At 42.6% G+C, this 21,651-nt stretch carries 21 protein-coding genes; 1 reads left to right on the forward strand and 20 read right to left on the reverse strand.

What is annotated here, in order from left to right; translation table 11 throughout:
- Window positions 1–102: 102 nt before the first annotated feature.
- The 9 genes from INP51_RS15290 to greA all read right to left on the reverse strand — a co-directional run bounded on the left by INP51_RS15290 (window position 103) and on the right by greA (window position 7,147).
- Window positions 103–282 (reverse strand): hypothetical protein, encoded by a 180-nt coding sequence (locus tag INP51_RS15290; protein WP_055182540.1) that lies wholly within the window; start codon window positions 280–282, stop codon window positions 103–105.
- Entirely contained in the window at window positions 279–1,664 is a 1,386-nt protein-coding gene (locus INP51_RS15295) for a zinc-ribbon domain-containing protein (RefSeq protein ID WP_132380992.1), read from the reverse strand. The genes INP51_RS15290 and INP51_RS15295 overlap by 4 nt, the downstream gene beginning before the upstream one ends.
- A 145-nt stretch (window positions 1,665–1,809) precedes the next feature.
- Entirely contained in the window at window positions 1,810–2,199 is a 390-nt protein-coding gene (locus INP51_RS15300) for an arsenate reductase ArsC (protein ID WP_202030722.1), read from the reverse strand.
- A gap of 2 nt (window positions 2,200–2,201) precedes the next feature.
- Complete coding sequence (locus INP51_RS15305) at window positions 2,202–2,567, reverse strand: thioredoxin family protein (protein ID WP_117568210.1); 366 nt, start codon at window positions 2,565–2,567, stop codon at window positions 2,202–2,204.
- Window positions 2,568–2,593: 26 nt separating this feature from the next.
- Window positions 2,594–3,592 carry a permease gene (locus tag INP51_RS15310; RefSeq protein WP_193735608.1) on the reverse strand — a complete coding sequence of 333 codons (999 nt, stop codon included), beginning with the start codon at window positions 3,590–3,592 and terminating at the stop codon, window positions 2,594–2,596.
- The gene (locus INP51_RS15315) at window positions 3,592–3,888 is read right to left on the reverse strand and encodes an ArsR/SmtB family transcription factor (protein WP_130179744.1); all 297 of its coding nucleotides are present in this window, start codon (window positions 3,886–3,888) and stop codon (window positions 3,592–3,594) included. The genes INP51_RS15310 and INP51_RS15315 overlap by 1 nt, the downstream gene beginning before the upstream one ends.
- Before the next feature lie 254 nt (window positions 3,889–4,142).
- Window positions 4,143–4,463: a TfoX/Sxy family protein gene (locus INP51_RS15320; protein ID WP_072850661.1), complete on the reverse strand. Its 321-nt coding sequence runs from the start codon at window positions 4,461–4,463 to the stop codon at window positions 4,143–4,145.
- Window positions 4,464–4,683: 220 nt separating this feature from the next.
- A complete protein-coding gene (gene lysS / locus INP51_RS15325; RefSeq protein WP_408610504.1) occupies window positions 4,684–6,636 on the reverse strand; it encodes a lysine--tRNA ligase in 1,953 nt (650 codons plus the stop codon).
- Window positions 6,637–6,667: 31 nt separating this feature from the next.
- Entirely contained in the window at window positions 6,668–7,147 is a 480-nt protein-coding gene (greA, locus tag INP51_RS15330; protein WP_193735610.1) for a transcription elongation factor GreA, read from the reverse strand.
- Window positions 7,148–7,467: 320 nt separating this feature from the next.
- On the opposite strand from greA, the gene INP51_RS15335 reads away from it, so the two are divergent.
- Window positions 7,468–8,544 carry an NAD(P)H-dependent flavin oxidoreductase gene (locus tag INP51_RS15335; protein ID WP_193735611.1) on the forward strand — a complete coding sequence of 359 codons (1,077 nt, stop codon included), beginning with the start codon at window positions 7,468–7,470 and terminating at the stop codon, window positions 8,542–8,544.
- A gap of 22 nt (window positions 8,545–8,566) precedes the next feature.
- Here INP51_RS15335 and dusB read toward each other — a convergent pair whose 3' ends face one another.
- The 11 genes from dusB to INP51_RS15390 form a co-directional block, all read right to left on the reverse strand.
- Window positions 8,567–9,556: a tRNA dihydrouridine synthase DusB gene (dusB, locus tag INP51_RS15340; RefSeq protein ID WP_193735612.1), complete on the reverse strand. Its 990-nt coding sequence runs from the start codon at window positions 9,554–9,556 to the stop codon at window positions 8,567–8,569.
- A complete protein-coding gene (locus tag INP51_RS15345; RefSeq protein WP_193735613.1) occupies window positions 9,549–9,887 on the reverse strand; it encodes a DUF6145 family protein in 339 nt (112 codons plus the stop codon). The genes dusB and INP51_RS15345 overlap by 8 nt, the downstream gene beginning before the upstream one ends.
- A gap of 32 nt (window positions 9,888–9,919) precedes the next feature.
- Window positions 9,920–10,672: a biotin--[acetyl-CoA-carboxylase] ligase gene (locus tag INP51_RS15350; RefSeq protein WP_193735614.1), complete on the reverse strand. Its 753-nt coding sequence runs from the start codon at window positions 10,670–10,672 to the stop codon at window positions 9,920–9,922.
- Between the two features lie 3 nt (window positions 10,673–10,675).
- Window positions 10,676–11,665 (reverse strand): ornithine carbamoyltransferase, encoded by a 990-nt coding sequence (gene argF, locus INP51_RS15355; RefSeq protein ID WP_193735615.1) that lies wholly within the window; start codon window positions 11,663–11,665, stop codon window positions 10,676–10,678.
- A gap of 15 nt (window positions 11,666–11,680) precedes the next feature.
- Window positions 11,681–12,604 (reverse strand): SPFH domain-containing protein, encoded by a 924-nt coding sequence (locus INP51_RS15360; RefSeq protein WP_193735616.1) that lies wholly within the window; start codon window positions 12,602–12,604, stop codon window positions 11,681–11,683.
- 2 nt (window positions 12,605–12,606) lie between these two features.
- Window positions 12,607–13,065, reverse strand: a complete 459-nt coding sequence (locus tag INP51_RS15365; protein ID WP_193735617.1) for an NfeD family protein — start codon at window positions 13,063–13,065, stop codon at window positions 12,607–12,609.
- 179 nt (window positions 13,066–13,244) lie between these two features.
- Window positions 13,245–14,354, reverse strand: a complete 1,110-nt coding sequence (locus tag INP51_RS15370; RefSeq protein ID WP_193735618.1) for a cell wall hydrolase — start codon at window positions 14,352–14,354, stop codon at window positions 13,245–13,247.
- Between the two features lie 247 nt (window positions 14,355–14,601).
- The gene (locus INP51_RS15375) at window positions 14,602–16,071 is read right to left on the reverse strand and encodes a polysaccharide deacetylase family protein (RefSeq protein ID WP_193735619.1); all 1,470 of its coding nucleotides are present in this window, start codon (window positions 16,069–16,071) and stop codon (window positions 14,602–14,604) included.
- A 73-nt stretch (window positions 16,072–16,144) separates the two neighbouring features.
- Window positions 16,145–16,933, reverse strand: a complete 789-nt coding sequence (locus tag INP51_RS15380) for a TrmH family RNA methyltransferase (RefSeq protein ID WP_193735620.1) — start codon at window positions 16,931–16,933, stop codon at window positions 16,145–16,147.
- A gap of 62 nt (window positions 16,934–16,995) precedes the next feature.
- Window positions 16,996–17,988: a 6-phosphofructokinase gene (gene pfkA, locus INP51_RS15385; RefSeq protein WP_193735621.1), complete on the reverse strand. Its 993-nt coding sequence runs from the start codon at window positions 17,986–17,988 to the stop codon at window positions 16,996–16,998.
- A 178-nt stretch (window positions 17,989–18,166) separates the two neighbouring features.
- Complete coding sequence (locus INP51_RS15390) at window positions 18,167–21,640, reverse strand: DNA polymerase III subunit alpha (RefSeq protein WP_193735622.1); 3,474 nt, start codon at window positions 21,638–21,640, stop codon at window positions 18,167–18,169.
- Between the last annotated feature and the right edge of the window lie 11 nt (window positions 21,641–21,651).

A 21,651-nucleotide genomic window follows, 5' to 3' on the forward strand; every position in this document is an offset into this window, starting at 1 on the left:
AATGCACACCCAAAATCTCCGCTTTTCCAAAAATTTTTTAAAAAATTTTTGAAATAAAAAAAGCCGCCTGCTCCGGTTAAGAAACAGACGGCAAAACACGTTCTAAATGTATTCAATTTTCAATTTCTTTTTCTTTGCTCCAAGCACTTTGCAGAGGACATCATCTACTGCGTCTGTGTATCGTCCCTGGGCTGCTAAATTGTTCTTCAGTTCAATGAGCGATTGTATCACTCGGCTTCGTTCTTCTTCATTTAAGTATAGATGATAGGTTTTCTCTCTCATTGGCTGTCCCTCCATCTTTCAAATGTATTTTTGATTATCTCCACATCTTCCTCGGTATCGGAAGAAATAAATATATGTACGCTCTGAAAAGCTTTCTTTAAATTATTGGCATAATCCAGTTCTGTGCCTTTCATCGGCAGCTTAATCAGCCTTATTCCTCTTTGCTTGCACATATATGCTTTCATTATTTCTAAATTCTCATCGGCACTTCCTGACTCAATAGCCAACTTCTCTGAAGGTATGTATGTTTCAAGCGGAACTCCAAGCAATCGGTCAGAACCAAGTTCTGCTTTCAAGCCTTTCCTATTAGAATAATAGCTGACAGCCAAAGCAGGAAACAAGGATAAATACTCCTGCTCACAAATTCGACAGCCTTTATTCAATATCGTTCTTTCATTTATCTTCATACTCCACGAATGACCGTGCCTGCATTTCCACCACGCTCTCTTTGCTGAAGTTCGTGATATTTCTGTCGGCTTCAATTTATTCTGTTCATAATCCCATTCGCTAAGAAGCTGACTATCTGTTGTCGCCAAATCATTATATCCGGTAAGGACTTCTCTCTCCGCACAAACAGGGCATACCGTACCTTTCACACGGGCATTGATAACTGATTTCCACTCGTTACCGCATTTACTGCATCTCCACCAGACATTTTTCCTCGACTTTGCATTTACCTCATCAGGTTTCAATGGTAAGTTCTTCTCCGACCACTCCGAAGCAATTTCAGGGTGTGTTGTCTGCAAATCGTTAAACCCTTTCGAGAATATGTACCCACTGCAATACGGGCATTTACTGCCACTGGAACGGGTAGAAATAAGGGTATTCCACTCTCTGCCGCAATCCTTACACGTCCACCAAGCCTTACGATTGGCAAAGACCGTAACCTGAGTTGGAAGTAACGGATAATTTCTGTCCGACCACTCGGCAGCTATATCCGGCAGAAGCGTTGCAAGGTCATTAAATCCTGCCAACACTTTATTATGAGAGCAATACGGGCAACCCGTTTTATTTATTGTCCTGCTCTTAACGACAGCTTCCCACTCGTGACCTTTTTTACATCTCCATATCACTTTCTTATGAGAACCAATAGAAACCTCTGTCGGTTTTATCTTATTCTTTTCCGACCACTGCTTTTCCAGTAGCGGCTCTAATGTTGCCAAATCGTTAATTCCTGCAATTACTCTTGCACCAGAGCATATCGGGCATTTCTCTCCATTAGAACGAGCCTTAACGCTTGCCTGCCATTCATGACCGCAAGCACTTCTCCACCATACTTTTTTATTTGAACCGAAAGTAATGTCATCAGGCGTAAGCGTTAAATTCTTTTCCGACCACTCCGAAACAAGCTCCGGGTGTACTTCAGCTAAACTGTTATTCATAGCCAAACCTCAACCTCCTTGTGCTTAGAGTATATGAAGTTTTGGCTTTATCTTGTAGTTTGCGAATATCCGTATAAATAGAAAAAGCCCTTTGAGAAAGGGATTTCTCCTCTCTCAAAGGGCAAGTTGGCAAACTGGAATCTGTCTATTTCATCCTATCTATCATATTCTTTATTTTCAGTTCTATCTGATTAATTACTTTGATGAAATCTTCGTCTGATTTTCCTGTCGGATCATCCAATCCCCAGTTATCATCAAATGGTCTTCCAATGAACGGGCATCCAACATTACATCCCATAGAAATAGCAATATCTGGCTCTGGTATATCCGAAATCAGCTTTGAATACTGTTCTTTCTCCATATCAATGCCATACATTTCTTTCATAATACGAACTGCATCCTGATTTATTTGTGGCTTCGTTTCCGTTCCAGCAGAATAACTTTCAAATACGTCGGATGCAAAATGCTTTCCCAATGCTTCTGCAACCTGACTTCTGCATGAATTATGGACACAAATGAACGCTACTTTCTTCATACCTATCCCCTAACTTTCTTTAATGCTTTTATCACATCATCCTTACTTAATACTTTCCCCATTGAGACTACTTTATTATCAATAACCAGAGCAGGTGTACTCATAACTCCCATTGCCGCAATCTGACCAAAATCTGTAACATGGTCAATCTCATCCGTCATGCCAAGCTCACTAAGCGCTTCCTTCACATTCTTCTCCAATGCATTGCATTTATCACAACCGCCACCAAGAACTTTCACATTTGCTCCTGATGAAAGAGTTTCCTTTGCTGCCTCAACGCTTTCTTCATTGCAATTTCCACCACAGCAACAACCTGATTGTTCCTTAACCATTTCCTTTTCGTCCTTTTTCTTTCCAAATAAGCTCATAATTTCAATCTCCTTTTTTCTTTTTTCTAAACCAGTAGATACTGAATTGCATTAAAGAAATATCCAACAATAATTATTCCAACTGCACATATTACAATAAAAATTCCTAGTAACTTCGGTTTCACTGCCTTTCTAAGCATAATCATTGACGGTAACGAAAGTGTAGTCACACCCATCATAAAACTTAAGATTGTTCCAAGCTGTGCCCCTTTTGCAAGTAATGCTTCTGCTACTGGTATCGTACCAAAAATATCTGCATACATAGGAATGCCGACCAACGTTGCCAGAATTACACCAAATGGATTATCACTGCCAAGAATCTTTTCTACCCAGCTCTCTGGAATCCAATTGTGAATAACAGCTCCTATTCCGACACCAATCAAAATATATGGAAATACTTTCTTAAAGGTGTCTATAACCTGTTGTTTTGCAAAAGAAAGTCTTTCTTTTTGCGTTGGTTCATCCATATCAATATCGACCGCATTCGCTTTTCGAATAAACGCTTCCACTTCATTCTCCAAATGAAGCTTTTCAATAATTGTTCCACCTATTACCGCAATAACAAGCCCTACAATCACATATATGATAGCAACTTTTGATCCAAAGATACTCATCAGCAAAACCAGACTTCCTAAATCTACCATTGGAGAAGAAATCAGAAAGGAAAATGTCACACCTAATGGAAGTCCTGCACTGGTAAATCCAATAAACAGTGGAATGGACGAGCAAGAACAGAATGGTGTCACCGTACCAAGTAATGCTGCAATACAGTTTGCCCAGATTCCATGAAAACGCCCCATAATCTTCTTACTTCGTTCTGGTGGAAAGTAGCTTTGAATATAGGAAATCATAAAAATCAGGATACAAAGCAATATCGTTATCTTCAAAACATCATATAGGAAAAACTGTACACTTCCACCCATTCTACTTGAAGTATCCAAGCCAATTTTCTCAAGAAGATTTCCAATTAATGTACTCATCCATTTCATTCCCAAAATCTGATTTTGAATAAACTCCCAAATCATTATTGACAGCACCCTCTTTCCTCTTTACAGCAGGATAATCCTTCAATAAAAGTTTTAAAGGCATTCAAGGTCTCACAATTCAATGAATAATGATGCCATCTACCTTCTTTCCAATCATTCACCAGCCCACATTCATTTAAGATTTTCATATGATGAGAAAGTGTAGGCTGTGTAATCTCAAAAGCCTCCAATAGTTTACAACCACATTTTTCTCCGTCGGAGAGCATTTGGATAATCTGCAATCTATTACTATCTCCCAATGCTTTACAAATAAGTGCTACATCTATTGTATTCATATTGTCCTCCTTTACATAGATAATTGTCTATGTTTCTATTATGCATTATGCATAGATGATTGTCAATGTTTATTTTTATGGTTTACAAAATTCCCATCACCCTTTATTAGAAGTGTATGCTCATGATTTCAGGAACAACAAGAGCCAAAAGAAAACACCTGCCGCTTCTGACAGATGTTCCACTATAAACTATCTATTTTTCATCAAGACAAACACCGAGTTTCTCAATTCTAATTCTCCAAACTGGGAGTTGTTTATTTCTTCTTTTTCGGTTTTGGGGCTGGCAGTTCATCATACATTGCATGAAACAAGCCTGTCAAAAATTCCTTATTATCAACTTCATCTACCAACAACATCTCTTTTGCTCCCTCATAGGGTAATTCATACGGAGCTGTCGGCATATAACTAATTGCTGATTTTACTGGTTTAACAAGTAATCTATCATCATAGATACCGCCTACAATCTTGCCACGATAATAAATAATAAATTCTCCCATCATAGCTCGATAAGTAATTTCTTCTAACTCAGATAGCTGCCCTAAAATAAACTCTAAGTATTCCTTGCTTGATGCCATATTTCCACCTCAAATTCCGATTTGTATTTCTGTTTGTTTTAAAAATGGGCAACTCCGATTGGAATTGCCCACTCATTGCACTAATTATGCGATTTTTTCTTGCTTGCACCGATTTCTGCATCAAATGATGTAAGTTTGATGTAAATCGCTGTTTTTTTAGTTTTTTATCAAATGAAGTACGTCCCGTCTATTCGGTAAAACGGTACATCTTTACATCATCTTAATAAAGCTTTGCACCTGCCGGAATGTGGTCATCAACCATCAGAAGATGAAGCTTTTCTTCGCCTTCTTCTTCATGAATAGCACTGAGGAGCATACCGCAAGAGTCAATGCCCATCATAGCTCTCGGCGGAAGATTTGTGATAGCAATAAGAGTCTTTCCAACCAGTTCTTCCGGCTCATAAAAGCTATGAATACCGCTTAAAATGGTTCTGTCTGTGCCTGTTCCGTCATCAAGAGTGAACTGTAAAAGCTTCTTCGACTTCTTAACAGCCTCGCAAGCCTTAACCTTTACTGCACGGAAATCTGACTTGCTGAATGTATCAAAATCAACAAATTCCTCAAATAAAGGCTCTACCTTTACCTTAGAAAAATCAATCTTTTCAGACTCAGTTTTTACATTTTTTTCAGGTGCTTCAGAAGCTGTATTATTTACATCATTTTTCTTATTTACACCATCTAAGGACTTCATTGTTGGGAAGAGCAGCACATCTCTGATTGCTGCAGAATCGGTAAGAAGCATGACCATTCTGTCAATTCCGAAACCGATTCCCCCTGTCGGCGGCATTCCAATCTCAAGAGCATTCATGAAGTCCTCATCGGTTGTATTGGCCTCTTCGTCACCCTGAGCGAGAAGTTCTTCCTGTGCTTTAAAACGCTCTCTCTGATCGATAGGATCATTTAACTCTGAATATGCGTTGGCCATCTCCCAGCCGTTCATGAAGAACTCAAATCGTTCTACATATTCCGGGTTATCCGGTTTCTTCTTGGTGAGAGGAGAAATCTCAATCGGGTGATCCATGACAAATGTTGGCTGAATCAGATGTTCTTCCACATATGTCTCGAAGAACAGATTTAAGATATCACCTTTCTTATGACGCTCCTCGAACACAACTTCATGCTCTTTAGCTGCATTTCTTGCTTCTTCCAGTGTATGAATCTGTTCAAAATCTACACCGGAATATTTCTTAACAGCATCTACCATCGTGATTCTCTCGAATGGCTTTCCGAGATCCATCTCAATGCCCCTGTAAGTGATGGTTGTTGTCCCAAGTACTTCCTGTGCAATATGGCGATAGAGATTTTCTGTCAGATCCATCATGCCATGATAATCGGTAAATGCCTGATAGAGTTCCATCATCGTAAATTCCGGATTGTGTCTCGTATCCAGGCCTTCATTGCGAAATACGCGGCCAATCTCATAGACGCGTTCCATACCGCCGACGATCAGTCTCTTCAGATATAATTCGATCGAAATTCGAAGCTTGACATCCTCATCCAAAGCATTGTAATGGGTCTCAAACGGCCTTGCAGCCGCTCCGCCGGCATTTGCTACGAGCATCGGTGTCTCTACTTCCATAAAACCCTGCCCATCCAGATAATGGCGGATTGAACTTATGATCTTCGAACGCTTGATAAAGGTTTCCTTCACTTCCGGATTCATAATCAGATCCACATATCTCTGACGATAGCGAAGATCCGTATTCGTCAGACCGTGGAACTTCTCCGGCAGAACCTGGAGACTCTTCGTCAGCAATGTTATACTTGTCAGGTGAATCGAAATTTCACCTGTTTTAGTTTTGAATACAGTTCCGGCTGCACCAACAATATCCCCGATATCCATCTTCTTAAAATCTTTATAAGAATCGACTCCGATAATATCTCTTGCCACATAGCACTGAATAGAACCTTTGAGATCCTGGACATTACAAAAAGAGGCTTTTCCCATCACTCTTTTAGACATAATACGTCCGGCAATTAAAACCTCTTTACCCTCCAGCTCCTCATACTGATCTTTGATCTCCTGGCTGTGGTGACTCGCATCAAAACTTGTGATTTTATATGGATCTTTCCCGTCATCTCGTAGTTGTTGTAACTTTTCACGACGGACCTTTAATAACTGGTTGATATCTTGTTCCTGCGGCTGGTTCTGACCTTTTGCCAATGTTTTCACTCCTTTATCTATATCAGCGTTTGCTTGTTACTTAAGCAGTTTTCTCAATTGAAAGTACTTTATACTTCATTATTCCGACCGGCGACTCGACATCTACGACATCTCCAACCTTAGCACCCATAAGAGCTTTCCCTACCGGAGACTCATTCGAAATCTTGTTCTGCAGACTATTTGCTTCCGTCGATCCCACGATATTGAATAACATATCCTCATCATATTCCAGATCTTTGACCCCCACTGTACAGCCAACATTGATCTTATCGGAACTGATCTCGTCATCCATCACAACTTCTGCATTTTTTAATATTTTCTCTATCTCTTCAATCCGAGCTTCTATATCACGCTGCTCATCTTTTGCAGCATCGTATTCGGCATTCTCAGATAAATCACCTTGTTCTCTGGCTTCTTTTATCTTTCCGGCAATTTCTTTTCGTTTATTAACTTTCAAATCATGAAGTTCATCTTCAAGTTTTTTTAAGCCCATTCGGGTTAGTATATTCTTTTTTTCCATTTACTTAATGCTCCCTTTCCCACAAGAAGTTAAATCATCTGATGATACAAAGGTCAAAAGATTATGCTTCTTCATGCTCGCATGAAAAAGCATAACTTCGGGTGTATCATCTGGGTATATACACCCAGAGTTCAATTACCGTATTATAGATGAATTGAAGGGAAATGTCAAGCAGTTTCTTGCGGTCGAAATACAATTTTTTTTATTTACTTTTATATTCAAATCAATTGACATTCAAAGTATTCTGTGTTATGATAGCCTCTATGTAGTATTGATAACTACGTGTTGATACGTCATCACGATTTAAGAGGTAAAATGAAATGAATGGAATCAAAATTGGTAATAAAACCAGCCGTCTTCCAATTATACAAGGCGGCATGGGTGTTGGAGTCTCCATGCACTCCCTCGCTGGAGCAGTGGCGAAAGAAGGAGGCATTGGCATTATCTCTACCGCAGACATTGGATATCAGGAATCTGACTTTCTCAGTGAACCCAGGAAAGCTAATCTAAGGGCCATAGGACAAGAACTTTCTCGCGCGCGCAAGATCGCTCCGGATGGAATTCTTGGATTTAACATCATGGTTGCCTTATCCGATTACAATGAAATTGTAAAGGAATGTGTGAGACAAAAGGCTGATCTGATCATCTCCGGTGCTGGTCTTCCCATAGATCTTCCGCAGTATGTCATCGGAACCGATACTAAGATCGCTCCCATCGTATCCTCTGCCAGAGCTTTTAAACTTCTTTCGAAAAGATGGATTAAAAAATATAACTATGTGCCGGATATGATTGTCATCGAAGGTCCGAAGGCCGGCGGACATCTGGGATACAAAAAGGAAGAACTTGATTCCCCCGAATGTTCTCTGGAACATACCACCATGGAAATTGTTGCGCTTGTAAGACAGCTTGAGGAAAGTACAAAAAAAAGAATTCCGGTCATCGCTGCCGGAGGAATCTTCGATGGAAATGATATTGCACATTTTCTTAACCTTGGTGCCGACGGCGTTCAGCTCGCCAGCCGTTTCGTTGCAACTGAGGAGTGCGATGCCTCCCAGTTATATAAGATGTCCTATATAAATGCTACAGAATCTGACATTGCGATTATAGACAGTCCGGTTGGCATGCCGGGACGTGCGATCCGTAACGCCTTCATCAATCGGATGCAAAAAACCAAAGAGCCAATTACACGGTGTTATAACTGTATTAAGACATGTCATGTCAAGGACGCCCCTTACTGCATCACCAAGGCTCTGATTGATGCTGTACGTGGAGACCTGAATAATGGTCTATTCTTCTGCGGAAGCAATGCCGGCCGGATTCATGAAATCACCACCGTTCCAAAGCTTATGGCTTCCCTGATGTCAGAAGCAGAAAACACCCTCAGTAAAGCCGTATAAATATCTCACAAAAGACCTGCTTTCACAGATTCGAAAGCAGGTCTTCTAATTCCTGATAGGTCTCTATTTCATTAATCTCACGGCGGAGTTTCGCAGAGTGGGGAAATCCCGCAGTATACCACGAGATATGTTTTCTCATCTCTCTGATTCCCCAGTATTCTCCTTTATGTTCCAGCTGCATCCTTGCATGACGAAGCATTATCCCGATCGCTTCTTCTTTCGACGGGCCTTCAAGAAGTTCCCCTGTTTTCATATAATGCAGAATTCTCGAAAAGATCCATGGGTCTCCCTGTGCCGCACGGGCAATCATCACTCCGTCGCAGCCTGTCTGCTGCATCATCTGCACAGCCTTTTTTGGAGAATCCACATCCCCATTGCCGATTACCGGGATGGATACCGCTTCTTTCACTTTACGAATAATTTCCCAGTCTGCTGTTCCAGTGTAATACTGTTCTCTCGTCCTGCCATGAACTGCAACAGCGGCCGCACCACTGTCTTGTGCAATCTTTGCAATTTCCACTGCATTGATATGATCCTCATCAAACCCTCTTCGAAACTTCACTGTAACCGGCTTTTTGATCGCTCTTGCCGTTTTACTAATGATCTCACGCACAAGCTTTGGATCCTTCATAAGCGCAGATCCTTCATGGTTATTCACTACTTTTGGGACAGGGCACCCCATATTGATATCCAAAATATCGAACGGCTGATCCTCGATCCTTGCCGCTATCTCGCTGATAACATCCGGATCTGACCCGAACAGCTGAAGAGAAACCGGATGCTCAGAAGAATCAATCTCCATCAGACTTTCAGTATTCTTATTTTTATATAGAATTGCCTTTGCACTGACCATCTCTGTACAGACAAGACCAGCTCCCTGTTCCTTACATAACACACGGAAGGGCAAATCTGACACCCCTGCCATCGGTGCGAGGATCAGCGGTGAATCCAGCTTAACATTTCCTATACTAAGTGTTTTTGAAGTAGCTGTTCCGGGTTTTTTTTCAGTCATCTTCAATGTCCTCTCCGAGATAAAATACTTTGTAGAACAATTCCAGACTTTCGAATAATTCTTTTTTCTCTTCCCGGAGTTTTTTGATTCGCAGTGCAGCCCCGATGTCGTCATACATTGCATCTGCCGATAGAGCTTCGGTCTTCATCTCTAGTTTTCCGTCTTCATCAAAAAGAAGCTGAAAGATTCCGCCGATATCAACTGTATACAATACACATATCGCATGCAGCTCATCCTGAACAGTCTCAGGAAGCGAATTAAAATCTGAATTAAAATAATATTTCTGTTCATATGCACTCGATGCACATAAAACCACCTTGTCAGAATGCATTCATAAATCTCCTCTTGTCTAGTTATTACTTATTATATATAAGAAGAAACTCCCCGGATAGATACCTCTCCCGCATAGACTTTCTCCACTGTTTTATCTGGTTTTTCCACCAGAAGTTCTCCGATCTTGTTGATTCCTCTTGCAATTCCCTCATATGGATTCACGGGATCCAATACCCTGACTTCACGATCCCGATTAACCAAAACCTTGTTGTATTCCTCCTGAATCCCACTTAAATCTTCCGTCTTTAAGAAGATATTATAATTTTTTTCAAATGCATCAAAAACTGCATTCATAATCTCACGTTTGTCAACCGCATGTCCGGATGCAAGTTTCAAAGATGTGGCTGTGTCTGCCAATTCCGCTGAGAAAACACAATTATTGACATTGATTCCGATTCCGATGATCACGTAATTGATTTTCGTACGGCTGGCACTCATCTCTGTGAGAATCCCACATATTTTCTTCCCTGAGAGTATAAGATCATTCGGCCATTTCATCATCACCGGGAGCCCCAAGACAGAGGAAATTCCCTGTGATACCGACAAGCCCATCACAAGAGTCAACTGTGATGCTTTAAACCCTGGAATTTCCGGGCGTAATATCAAGGACATATAGATGTTATCTCCCATAGGAGACTCCCAGTCGTGTCCTCGTCTTCCTCTGCCGTTCGTCTGTGCATCAGCCAGAGCGAGGGTGCCCGAACAGGCACCCTCTTCTGCCATCTGTCTTGCCCAGTCATTCGTAGAATCTACTTCTTTCCGGTAACAGATTTTGATATCCATCGACTATGCCCCCAGGGTTGCCGCCATGACAGCCTTGATCGTGTGCATGCGGTTTTCTGCCTGATCAAATACTTTTGACTGGCCAGATTCGAAGACATCATCGGTTACTTCCATGTCTTTGATTCCGTATTTCTCGTAGATTTCTTTTCCAATTTTTGTATCCAGATCATGGAAGGAAGGCAGACAATGAAGAAAAATCGCATCCTTTTTTGCCATGTCCATGACACTTCTTGTGACTTTATAGGGCGTCAGATCTTTGATTCGTTCTTCCCATACTTCATCCGGTTCTCCCATGGAAACCCACACATCCGTATAGATCACGTTCGCAGAAGTTACAGCCGCGGCCACGTTCTCAGTCAAGGTAACAGTCCCTCCGCTTTGTTCAGCCCACACTTCGCACTGGCTCACAAGTTCCGGATCCGGAAAATACTTCTCTGGGGCACATGCGACAAAATTCATGCCCATCTTCGAGCAGGCGATCATCAGAGAATTCCCCATGTTATAACGAGCATCACCCATGTAGACCAGACGGATTCCCGCCAGATGATTAAACTGTTCCTTGATGGTCAGAAGATCCGCCAGTATCTGGGTCGGGTGATATTCATTCGTAAGGCCGTTCCAGACAGGCACTCCCGCATACTCTGCCAGTTCTTCCACAATCTTCTGTCCGAATCCACGATACTCAATACCTTCATACATCCGTCCAAGTACGCGTGCTGTATCCTTGATGCTCTCTTTTTTTCCAATCTGAGACCCCGTTGGATCCAGATATGTCGTTCCCATGCCGAGATCATGGGCAGCTACCTCGAAGGCACATCTCGTTCTTGTGCTGGTCTTTTCAAATATCAGTGCAACGTTCTTGCCTCTAAGCGTATCTACCGGTATCCCACTCTTCTTTTTATTCTTAAGCTGTGCTGCAAGTTTCAATAACCCTGTGATTTCTCCCTGTGTAAAGTCCTTCAGCGTTAAAAAATTACGTCCCTTAAGATTCATCGAAATTCCACCCTCTTAGTTCTCTTTATCTGTTACTATTTCCTTTAATGTAGTTGCAAGACTGGCCAGCCCCTGAAGATCCGACGGAACCACAATCTTAGTCGCCTTGCCGTCTGCGATACGTCCAAGTGCATCCAGGCTCTTCAGTGTAAGCACGGATTCATCCGCACCCGCCTCTTTCAGCATACGAATACCATCTGCATTCGCCTGCTGAACTTGACGGATTGCCTCTGCCTGGCCTTGCGCTTCATTAATTCTCTTTTGACGTTCTGCCTCTGCTTTTAAGATTGCAGCCTGTTTGTCGGCTTCTGCATCGAGAATCGCCGATGCTTTTTTACCTTCGGCTACCAAAATAGATGATTTCTTCTGCCCTTCTGCACGCAGAATCGCCTCTCTTCTCTCTCGTTCAGCTTTCATCTGTTTCTCCATAGCTTCCTGAATTGCCGCTGGAGGCATAATATTTTTAAGTTCCACACGGTTGATCTTAATCCCCCATGGGTCTGTAGCAATATCAAGTGCCGCTCCCATCTTCGTGTTGATGACCTCACGAGATGTCAAAGTCTCATCCAGTTCAAGATCACCGATAATATTACGCAAAGTCGTTGCCGTAAGGTTTTCAATTGCAAGAATCGGATTCTCGACACCGTATGCGTACAGTTTCGGGTCTGTTATCTGGAAAAAGATGATCGTGTCGATCCTCATGGTGACATTATCTTTTGTAATCACCGGCTGAGGCGGAAAATCCACAACCTGTTCTTTTAAGTTTACTTTGCTTGCTACCCTCTCTACGAAAGGTATCTTAAAGTGAATGCCATTTCCCCAAGTCTCTTTATAGCTCCCCAGGGTCTCCATTACATAGGCATTCGCCTGGGGTACGATCTTGACACACGATGCCAGTATCACCAATATAATTGCAATAAACACAATCAATACAATCATTCTTAATCTCCTCTCTCTTCTTCTGATTCTCTGACAATCAATTTCACACCTTGAATACTCACCACTTCTACTGTTTTTCCACTGTCAATAATCTCATCTTCTGTTTCTGATCGGGCACTCCATCGATTTCCTCCTATTTCTACCTCTCCCTTTCCCTTTAGATTGTTGATCTTAGAGGTAACAATGGCCTGCATCCCAATCAAACGATCCACATTCGTCGGTGTTTTCTTAGTATTCAGATATCGAACTGCTATTGGCCTGGTAAAAACCAAGAGTAAAATAGATACTGCTAGAAACAGGATAATCTGTATGTACAAATCTGCGCCCAGCAATGCTGCAATAAAAGCGACCAGTGCTCCACCCGCAAACCAGATCGTTGCAAGCCCTAACGTCATAGCCTCAATCGCAAGGAAAACAATCAGTGCAATCAGCCAGACCATCGGATTCGTTAATAATTCCATACATTCTCCTTTCCCGGTTAATTTCTATTATCATACTATATTTAATACTAAAATACAATAAAAAACAGGAAAAGACCTGTGAAAGCATGCTCTCTGTCAGGTCTTTTCCTGATATAAAATATAAATCAATCACTCATGTACGATTCTTTTCAATGAATTATGTTTATCCGGCTAATCTTTTAATAAAAATGCTGATTCCCAATCTGAGTTCCTTTACCGGAACCACTGTTAAAATAGAGACAGCCGCCAATTGGATTTTCTCCATTCAAAGCTGCTCTTGCAGCCTCGTAGCAGTCACTTCTTGCACCGTTTGCCAGAGTTCTTGCAAGACTTCCGTTCGTCACCGGTGAGAACTGTCCTCCCTGGTAAACAACACCATTAATGCTGTTTGGGAAAGATCCGCTTTTCACACGGTTTACAACTACTGCTCCGACTGCTACTTTCCCAGTTCTGCTCTCTCCGCCGGCCTCACACTGAATCAATGCAGCAAGCAAATCGACGTCTTGGCCTCCAACATTTGCCGCCGGTTTTGAATTCTTAGGCTGCTCTTCTTTTGGTGCTGCTGTCTGCTGATTCTGAGCTGGTGCATTAGTCTTTGTTTCCTTTGCTTTTGCTGCCTGCTGTGCCTCGGCCTGAGCTTTTGCCTCCGCCGCTGCTTTTTCTGCCTCAGCTCTTTTTTCTGCTTCAGCCTGCAGCTTTTCCTGATATTCCTGCGTAGTCATAGCGACGGAACTCAAGTCATCCAGCTTCAGATATTCTGCTTTAACGAATGCATCTTCGCCGTTATAATCAATATGATACCAACCGTCCTGATCACCCAGAACTTTCAGTTTGCTCCCATTTTCTGTTACCGCCAGGATCTGGGAATCCGTGTTCGCCTGAGCTCTTATCCTCAGAGCATCAGCCCCAACAGTTCCCAAGATACCACAGACGTTCGTGTAATGTGCTTTTGCTTCCTCCCCGAAAACAAGCAGGTCATCTCTTATATAACCTTCCACATTACCTGATTTTATCCTGCTCCAGTTTCCGTCATTCGAGATGACTTCTGCCATATGACCCGGCAGGAGTACCCCTACACTTTCGGAATCTGTATTTGCCTCCAAGCGGATATTTGCATATGATTGCACATTTGCAGCCGCCTTATCGGTCCAGACTGCTGTATTTAAAGTACTCTCCTCGTTCGTAATTTCAGCTGATACAGGATCAGCAAATACCGGTGCAGCCATGATTGTTGTGAGTGCTGCTGCGCTCCCTAATGCAGCCATGACACTTTTTTTTGTAACTCTCATACTTACCTCCAAAAAGATAATTATTACATTTCTGTTACAACTTGTTACGAACAGATTCTAACACTATTACAATTTCTTGTCAACTAGAACATTTTGACAAAAGATTGCATAAAAATGGTTATCTGTTTATTGAATATGGTCGTTTTTGTGTCTTTTTTTGAAGGCTATGATGATATAAAAAGTATTATGGGGAAAAAGAAGCTCAAAAAACAGCCGGCCTTTTCGACCGACTGTCATGAATAAAAAATTATGATATTGTATACAGTGCCGGATCTGTAGGTCTTCTCTGATCCCAAACACTTGCAGGATCGAACAGATCATTCAGCTTGTCGGAACCGGCGTACACGCACTGATACAGACGATACCCATCCAGGTTCCTTCTTCCCATTCTAAAGAACAGATCCCCTTGCTGTACAAAGTACTTAGATCCATCTACATTGCAAAATATTGAGAACCCCTGCTCTTTCAGATACTTAAACTTATCAGTGGAAGCATAGTCTTCATTCCAGTTAGCCAGATCCTGACCGTGGGCGAAGATGATCGTATCTGTCTCACCGATCAGTGGCTCTACATACTGTTTCCACTTTTGTGTATCCGTCATCAGGTGATCCATCGTGGCATCACCGATCCGGATATGCCCCCACGTATGGCTTGCAAAAGTCCATCCTTTAGCTTTGATGGCTTCTGCCACTTTTTTCGCATCTTTGCATTCTTTATCCCAGTTAAAGTCAGGATGTGCTGCAAGCCAGTCACTTTGATCTTTGCTCAGGTTGTCTTTCGTCTTATAGGCAATGTCTGTCCGATATCCCAGGATTCCATCATATCCGGTAAGTGCAATTGTTCCTTTAGAGCCTTTGTAAGAAAAATCCGGATGCTGCTCTACGAATGCATCAATCAGTGGAATACAGTCATACGCTCCTGTGACTGTCTTTCCATCGTCCTGAATATATTCATTCGTCGGGTTCTCATTGTCATCCAGAACCAATTTGCTGGCAGTCCCCCGTCCATCATAACTGTGATAATAGCTTACATCATCTAATGAAAGAACAAAAGGTGTCTTGCCCTGAGGGAGCATCACAGGTTTTTTCTTTACATGCGTTACACCATTCTCGTCTTTTGACTCCTCCACAAGTTCGTGAATGTCGACCAACACATACCCTCTGTCATACATCTGCTGTGTAATCTTATTGAACTCATCCAGAGTTGTCATCCACTGGCAAAAACCTGCCGTTTCATTGTTATTCTGAAAAAACGCTTTTTGAGGATCTACCACCAATGAATGGTAAAATACATGTGTGATGTTCGATGGGTCCGTCGGCACCAGACTATTCTTTGCCGATTCATATTCCGCTTTTTTCGTTATAATGTCAGAATCTGTGTCGGCACCTGGAATTTCATCCATTTTTCTGATTGCACCTTCATAATCATATTGTACGGCCAGTTTCTCCGCCTCAGCCATCTTTTCAGACTTGAGGTCGACTGACGCAGACGCTGGGGTACTGTCATCATTCGATGAACTGCTGCTTTCCCTCACCCCGGAATTTCCATTCTCTGTCTTGTTCTTTTTATCAAATCCTCCATACATCGCATAGAGAGCAACACCAAGGGTACACAAAAGAATGACAAGAACTATTGTTTTAAGAATTAGAATCCCACTTATCTTTGTTTCCTTTTTTTTATTATTCTCAGAATTATCTTTCTGCTTATCAGATTCCATATTGTTTTCCTCCAACCGATATGTTCTCTTTCTATTGTACACTACCGGACATGGAAAGTCGAGACCGTCCATTTTAAGATTTTGTTAAATAACTTTTTCTTCTCTGGCGATATGCTTCATACATGAGTATCGAAGATGCAACGGCAGCATTCAGCGACTCTACGTTTCCCTCCATGGGAATTCTGATCAGTCTGCCGGCTTCTTTCGATAACTTCTGACTTAGTCCATTACCTTCATTCCCGATGAAAAATGCAGTCCCTCCTGTATAGTCCTCCCTGTCATAGGTATGTTTTCCATCAAGATGTGCGGCAAATGTGGTGATTTTTCTGTCTCTTAATTCCGTCAAAATTGAGCATAAATCTTCTACATATAGATATGGAATTCTGTAAATAGATCCCATTGTAGCCCGAATTGTCTTTGGGTTGAAAAGATCTACCGTATTTTTGCTCAATATAATCCCTGTCACACCCGCCCCCTCGGAAGTTCTCATAATTGTTCCAAGATTTCCGGGATCTTGGAGATCTTCCAGAATCATACACAATGGACTCTCTTTCCCCAATATATCATCGAGTGAATAGAACGGCATCCTGATCACGCATAGTACTCCCTGTGGAGTCAATGTGTCTGACATCAGGCTAAATATAGGGTCTGAGACCACTTCATAATGATGTTCCAGCAACTCTTCCCTGTGCTGCTGTTCAAATTTCTGTGTTACATAAACGTCTAAAATCCAGTCTTTTGGGGCTTCGTTAAACATCTTATACCCCTCAGTGACAAATACTTTCTCTCGTCTTCTCTCTTTTGTCTTATGATTCAGTTTTATGATATGTTTTACCTGTGAATTCGAACTACTTGATATCATATTTCACCTCGCTGAAAAGCAAAAGCTGCCACATTTATCAGCGGCAGCTCCTTTTATATCTATTATTTGCTGTAATTATATGAAAGTGCGCGCGCAATTTCATATTGATATTCAGGGATTGTTTTGGTCATGGCAAGTGCTTCATTGATGTCAAAATCCACATACTCTCCATTCTTATACCCTACCACTCGGTTTGTCTTACCCGAGATGAGAAGATCCACCGCATAGGCTCCCATGATAGAAGCATAAACTCTGTCCTTGCATGTGGGGCTGCCGCCTCTTTGCATATGGCCAAGGATCGTCGCTCGGGTTTCTATTCCTGTGGCAGCTTCAATTCTTCTTGCCATACTCGTGGAGTGTCCGATGCCTTCTGCATTCACAATAATATGATGTTTCTTCCCTTTTCTCCGGTTTTCAATAATATTCTCAATGATCTTTTGCTCGTCATAGTCATACTTTTCAGGAAGCAGAATATCTTCCGCACCGTTTGCAATCCCGCACCAGAGAGCGATGTATCCGGCATTTCTTCCCATCACCTCTATGATGCTGCACCTCTCATGGGAAGTTGAGGTGTCACGCACTTTATCGATGGCTTCCATCGCAGTGTTGACAGCTGTGTCAAAACCTATGGTATATTCTGTGCAGGCAATATCCAGATCAATGGTGCCCGGAATACCGATTGCATTGATCCCCTGTTCTGCCAGTTTCTGAGCCCCCGCAAAGGAGCCATCTCCTCCTATGACAACCAGCCCGTCGATGCCGTTCTTTTTGCAGACTTCTGCAGCCCTTTTCTGTCCCTCCAGAGTACGCATCTCTGCACATCTGGCAGTATACAGAATCGTCCCGCCCCGTTCTATCGTATCTGAAACGTCCTTCGCCGAAAGGTCTATAATTTCATCATTCATAAGGCCGTCAAAGCCTTTTAATATACCTTTTACAGTAACTCCTTTTTGAAGGCCGCGCCGTACTGCTGCACGAATCGCAGCATTCATCCCCGGTGCATCGCCTCCGCTGGTCAACACTCCAATCGTATGCACTTTATTCTCTGAAGTCATTTTTTCCCTCCACCTTGCCTTTAAAGTTATGCCTTTTCCATGCAGGCATGAAAAAGAGCACTAATTTCTCTGTGATATCCTAATCGGGTTGCTTTCTCATGTTTGTCGGGTCAAAAGGTCATGCTTTTTCATTCGAGCATGAAACGCATGAGCTTTTGACCCTAGTATCATATCAATTTTAGGTGTGTTTTTCAATACTCTTTTCCACAACTCTCACATTATCTTTCCCGAATTCGCCCAAAAGTTTTGCTAACAGTTGTTCATCGATTTTTACATTCCGGCCCGGCGGCAGTCTTTTCAACGTTTTGTCGCCGCGGATATATAGTACCACATGATCAGATCCATCGGATTCTTTCAATAAATTATAGAGATCTCCTACTTTGCTTTCGTATTCTTCTCTTGTAGAAAACTGAACCCATAGTTCCTGTGGGATATCATCAAAGGAATACATCCGTTCACAGATCAGCTTGCTGGGCTTATCTTCCTCTTCAGAGACCCTTCCCCGGATAAAGAGCTTCGCATCTTCATTCATCAAAGATACATTTTTTTCATAGTCTCTGGGAAATACGATAACCTCAACAGTCCCAAGCAAATCTTCAATCGAAAGAAAAGCCATGGTCTTATTATTTTTTGTATATTTCACAGTTTTATCCGTAATCATGCCGCCGATCATTACTTTCTCACCATCGTGAACCTTCGTTTCCTGTGTTTCCTCATCCGGAAGAAAATCGGTTGTGACTGCCGTGATGTTTTTTCTCCAGCGTTCCTCATATTCTTCAAGCGGATGGCCACTGATATATACCCCGAGGACTTCCTTTTCAAATGCCAGTTTTTCCTCTTTACTATACTCGCCCACATCTGGCATATGAGTTTCGTAGGCTGTCTTTTCCTCCGGCGAAACTAAATCAAACAAGCTCATCTGTCCTGCCATAGAATTCTTTTTATCCTGATTTACCTCATCCACCAACTGAGTATAGACCATCATAAACTGCTTTCTGGTTCCTCCCAGATTGTCGAATGCACCAGATTTAATCAGACTCTCAAGCGTTCTCTTATTGACTTCTTTTCCGCTCAGGCGCTCAATAAAGTCCTTCATACTTTGATATTCGCCGTTTCGGCTCCTCTCCTCCACGACTGCATCCATCACCGGTTTCCCAATTCCTTTTACCGCTGAAAGTCCGTATCGGATAGCTTTATTCTCCACCGTGAACCTCCCCTCGCTCTTATTGATGTCTGGCGGAAGAAGGTCAATCTTCATCGCTCTGCAGTTTAGAATATAAGCCGATACTTTCGGTGGATTATCAATACAGGAGGTCATGATTGCCGCCATGAATTCCACCGGATAATAATATTTCAAAAATGCTGTCTGATATGAGACTACCGCATAGGCTGCCGCATGAGACTTGTTAAATGCATATTTTGCAAAGTCAATCATTTCATCATAGATCTGATTTGCAACTTTTTCATCAATTCCATTGGCGATACAGCCCCTGACGCCTTCTTTTTCATTTCCATAGACGAAGTTTTGCCGCTCCTCTTCCATAACTGCGGCCTTCTTCTTCGACATAGCTCTTCGTACCAGATCGCTTCGGCCGAGAGTATATCCGGCCAGATTACGGACAATCTGCATCACCTGTTCCTGATAGACAATACAGCCATACGTGGATTCCAGAATCGGCTCAAGCTGCGGACAAAGATATGTAATTGTTTCCGGATGCTCTTTTCCACGGATATACTGCGGGATGAAGTCCATAGGGCCCGGACGGTAAAGGGAGATTCCGGCTATGATATCTTCCAGACTCTGCGGTTTCAGCTCCTTCATAAAATTTTTCATCCCCGGACTCTCCAACTGAAAGACGCCCTCGCATTTTCCGGAACCGATCATGTCGAGAACTTTTGGATCATTATAATCAATATTCACAAGATCCAAAGTGATATCATTATCTTTATCCACCAGTTTTTTGGCATTTTGTATAACAGTCAGTGTCCGAAGGCCCAGGAAATCCATCTTTAAAAGTCCAAGTTCCTCCAACGTCGTCATCGTAAACTGTGTCGTAATTGTACCGTCAGCTGCCCGGGAGAGGGGAACATAGTCATCGACTGATTTCTGGGAGATAACCACACCTGCTGCATGCATGGATGTGTGTCTCGGAAGCCCTTCCAAGCGTCTGGACATATCAATCAGATAAGTAATCTGTTCATCAGTGTCATAGACATCTTTCAGTTCATGATTCATTTTCAATGCCTTGTCAATCGTAATGCCAAGCTCATTGGGAATCATCTTTGCGATGGTGTCCACAGACGCATAGGGCAGATCCAGTACACGCCCCACATCGCGGATTACCCCACGCGCCGCCATTGTTCCAAATGTCACAATCTGAACCACACGGTCCTTTCCATACTTTCGGACAACATAGTCTATGACTTCCTGCCTCCGTTCGAAACAGAAGTCAACATCAATATCGGGCATAGACACACGTTCCGGATTCAGAAAGCGTTCAAACAGCAGATCGTATTTCATGGGATCCAGCTGTGTGATGCCGAGTGTATAGGATACAATACTTCCGGCAGCGGATCCTCTTCCGGGTCCAACCATGATATCATTGTCCCTTGCAAACTTGATAAAGTCCCACACGATTAAAAAATAATCAACATATCCCATTGTCCGGATCGTATCAAGTTCATAAGTCAGTCGGTCTTTCAGTTTCTGTCCAGGGTCCTCATACAGTTGCTCTAAACCCTCCCAGCAGAGTTTGTTCAGATATTCCCAGGAGGTATAACCGTGTGGCACATCGAATTTTGGAAGTTTTGTCACGCCAAATTCTATCTCAACATGGCAGCGGTCCGCTATTTTCTGGGTGTTTTCCAGTGCCTGTGGGGCATAAGAAAACAGCTCTGCCATCTCCTCGGGAGATTTTACGTAAAACTGCCCGCCTTCGTAGCGCATGCGATCCTCATCTTGTACCTTCTTTCCGGTCTGAATACAAAGCAGTATATCATGTGCCGCCTCATCTTCGGCATACGTATAGTGAATATCATTGGTCGCCACCAGGCCGATACCCGTCTCAGAGGAAAGGCGCATCATCTGCTGATTCACCAGTCTTTGTTCCGGAATTCCGTGATCCTGCAGCTCCAGAAAATAATTGCCTTCACCGAAGATGTCCCGATAACGAAGGGCTCTATCCCTGGCCTCATCATAAAGTCCGCGTGCCAGAAAACGAGAAACTTCACCGGCCAGGCAGGCAGAAAGCGCAATCAGACCTTTGTGATAGGTTCTTAGAAGTTCCATATCCACACGGGGTTTGTAATAATATCCCTCGACAAATCCCTTTGAGACAATTTTCATCAGATTGCTGTATCCCTCGTTGTTCTCGGCCAGAAGAATCAGATGATAATACCGGTCTTCGCCCGACCCTGTTTCCCGATCAAACCGTGAACCGGGCGCCACATATACCTCACAGCCAAGAATTGGATTAATTCCGGCTTTTTTTGCTGCACGGTAAAAATCTATGACACCGTACATCACTCCGTGATCCGTGATGGCAGCGCTGTCCATGCCCAGTTCCCTGACACGGGCAACGTATTCATTGATTTTATTGGATCCATCCAACAGACTGTATTCCGTATGTGCATGCAAATGTACAAATCCCAATATTATGCTCC

It is taken from the genome of Blautia liquoris (assembly GCF_015159595.1).
Lineage (GTDB): Bacteria > Bacillota > Clostridia > Lachnospirales > Lachnospiraceae > Novisyntrophococcus > Novisyntrophococcus liquoris.

Excerpts from the sequence above, each read along its gene's own strand:
- argF (WP_193735615.1), bottom strand. The coding sequence starts at position 11,665 with ATGAATCTTAAGGGACGTAATTTTTTAACGCTGAAGGACTTTACACAG.
- INP51_RS15310 (WP_193735608.1), bottom strand. The coding sequence starts at position 3,592 with ATGATTTGGGAGTTTATTCAAAATCAGATTTTGGGAATGAAATGGATG.
- dusB (WP_193735612.1), bottom strand. The coding sequence starts at position 9,556 with ATGACTGAAAAAAAACCCGGAACAGCTACTTCAAAAACACTTAGTATA.
- greA (WP_193735610.1), bottom strand. The coding sequence starts at position 7,147 with ATGGAAAAAAAGAATATACTAACCCGAATGGGCTTAAAAAAACTTGAA.
- INP51_RS15300 (WP_202030722.1), bottom strand. The coding sequence starts at position 2,199 with ATGAAGAAAGTAGCGTTCATTTGTGTCCATAATTCATGCAGAAGTCAG.
- pfkA (WP_193735621.1), bottom strand. The coding sequence starts at position 17,988 with ATGACTTCAGAGAATAAAGTGCATACGATTGGAGTGTTGACCAGCGGA.
- INP51_RS15370 (WP_193735618.1), bottom strand. The coding sequence starts at position 14,354 with ATGAGAGTTACAAAAAAAAGTGTCATGGCTGCATTAGGGAGCGCAGCA.
- INP51_RS15380 (WP_193735620.1), bottom strand. The coding sequence starts at position 16,933 with ATGATATCAAGTAGTTCGAATTCACAGGTAAAACATATCATAAAACTG.
- INP51_RS15360 (WP_193735616.1), bottom strand. The coding sequence starts at position 12,604 with ATGATTGTATTGATTGTGTTTATTGCAATTATATTGGTGATACTGGCA.
- INP51_RS15320 (WP_072850661.1), bottom strand. The coding sequence starts at position 4,463 with ATGGCATCAAGCAAGGAATACTTAGAGTTTATTTTAGGGCAGCTATCT.
- INP51_RS15295 (WP_132380992.1), bottom strand. The coding sequence starts at position 1,664 with ATGAATAACAGTTTAGCTGAAGTACACCCGGAGCTTGTTTCGGAGTGG.
- INP51_RS15315 (WP_130179744.1), bottom strand. The coding sequence starts at position 3,888 with ATGAATACAATAGATGTAGCACTTATTTGTAAAGCATTGGGAGATAGT.
- INP51_RS15350 (WP_193735614.1), bottom strand. The coding sequence starts at position 10,672 with ATGGATATCAAAATCTGTTACCGGAAAGAAGTAGATTCTACGAATGAC.
- INP51_RS15290 (WP_055182540.1), bottom strand. The coding sequence starts at position 282 with ATGAGAGAGAAAACCTATCATCTATACTTAAATGAAGAAGAACGAAGC.
- INP51_RS15365 (WP_193735617.1), bottom strand. The coding sequence starts at position 13,065 with ATGGAATTATTAACGAATCCGATGGTCTGGCTGATTGCACTGATTGTT.
- INP51_RS15345 (WP_193735613.1), bottom strand. The coding sequence starts at position 9,887 with ATGCATTCTGACAAGGTGGTTTTATGTGCATCGAGTGCATATGAACAG.
- INP51_RS15305 (WP_117568210.1), bottom strand. The coding sequence starts at position 2,567 with ATGAGCTTATTTGGAAAGAAAAAGGACGAAAAGGAAATGGTTAAGGAA.
- INP51_RS15335 (WP_193735611.1), top strand. The coding sequence starts at position 7,468 with ATGAATGGAATCAAAATTGGTAATAAAACCAGCCGTCTTCCAATTATA.
- INP51_RS15375 (WP_193735619.1), bottom strand. The coding sequence starts at position 16,071 with ATGGAATCTGATAAGCAGAAAGATAATTCTGAGAATAATAAAAAAAAG.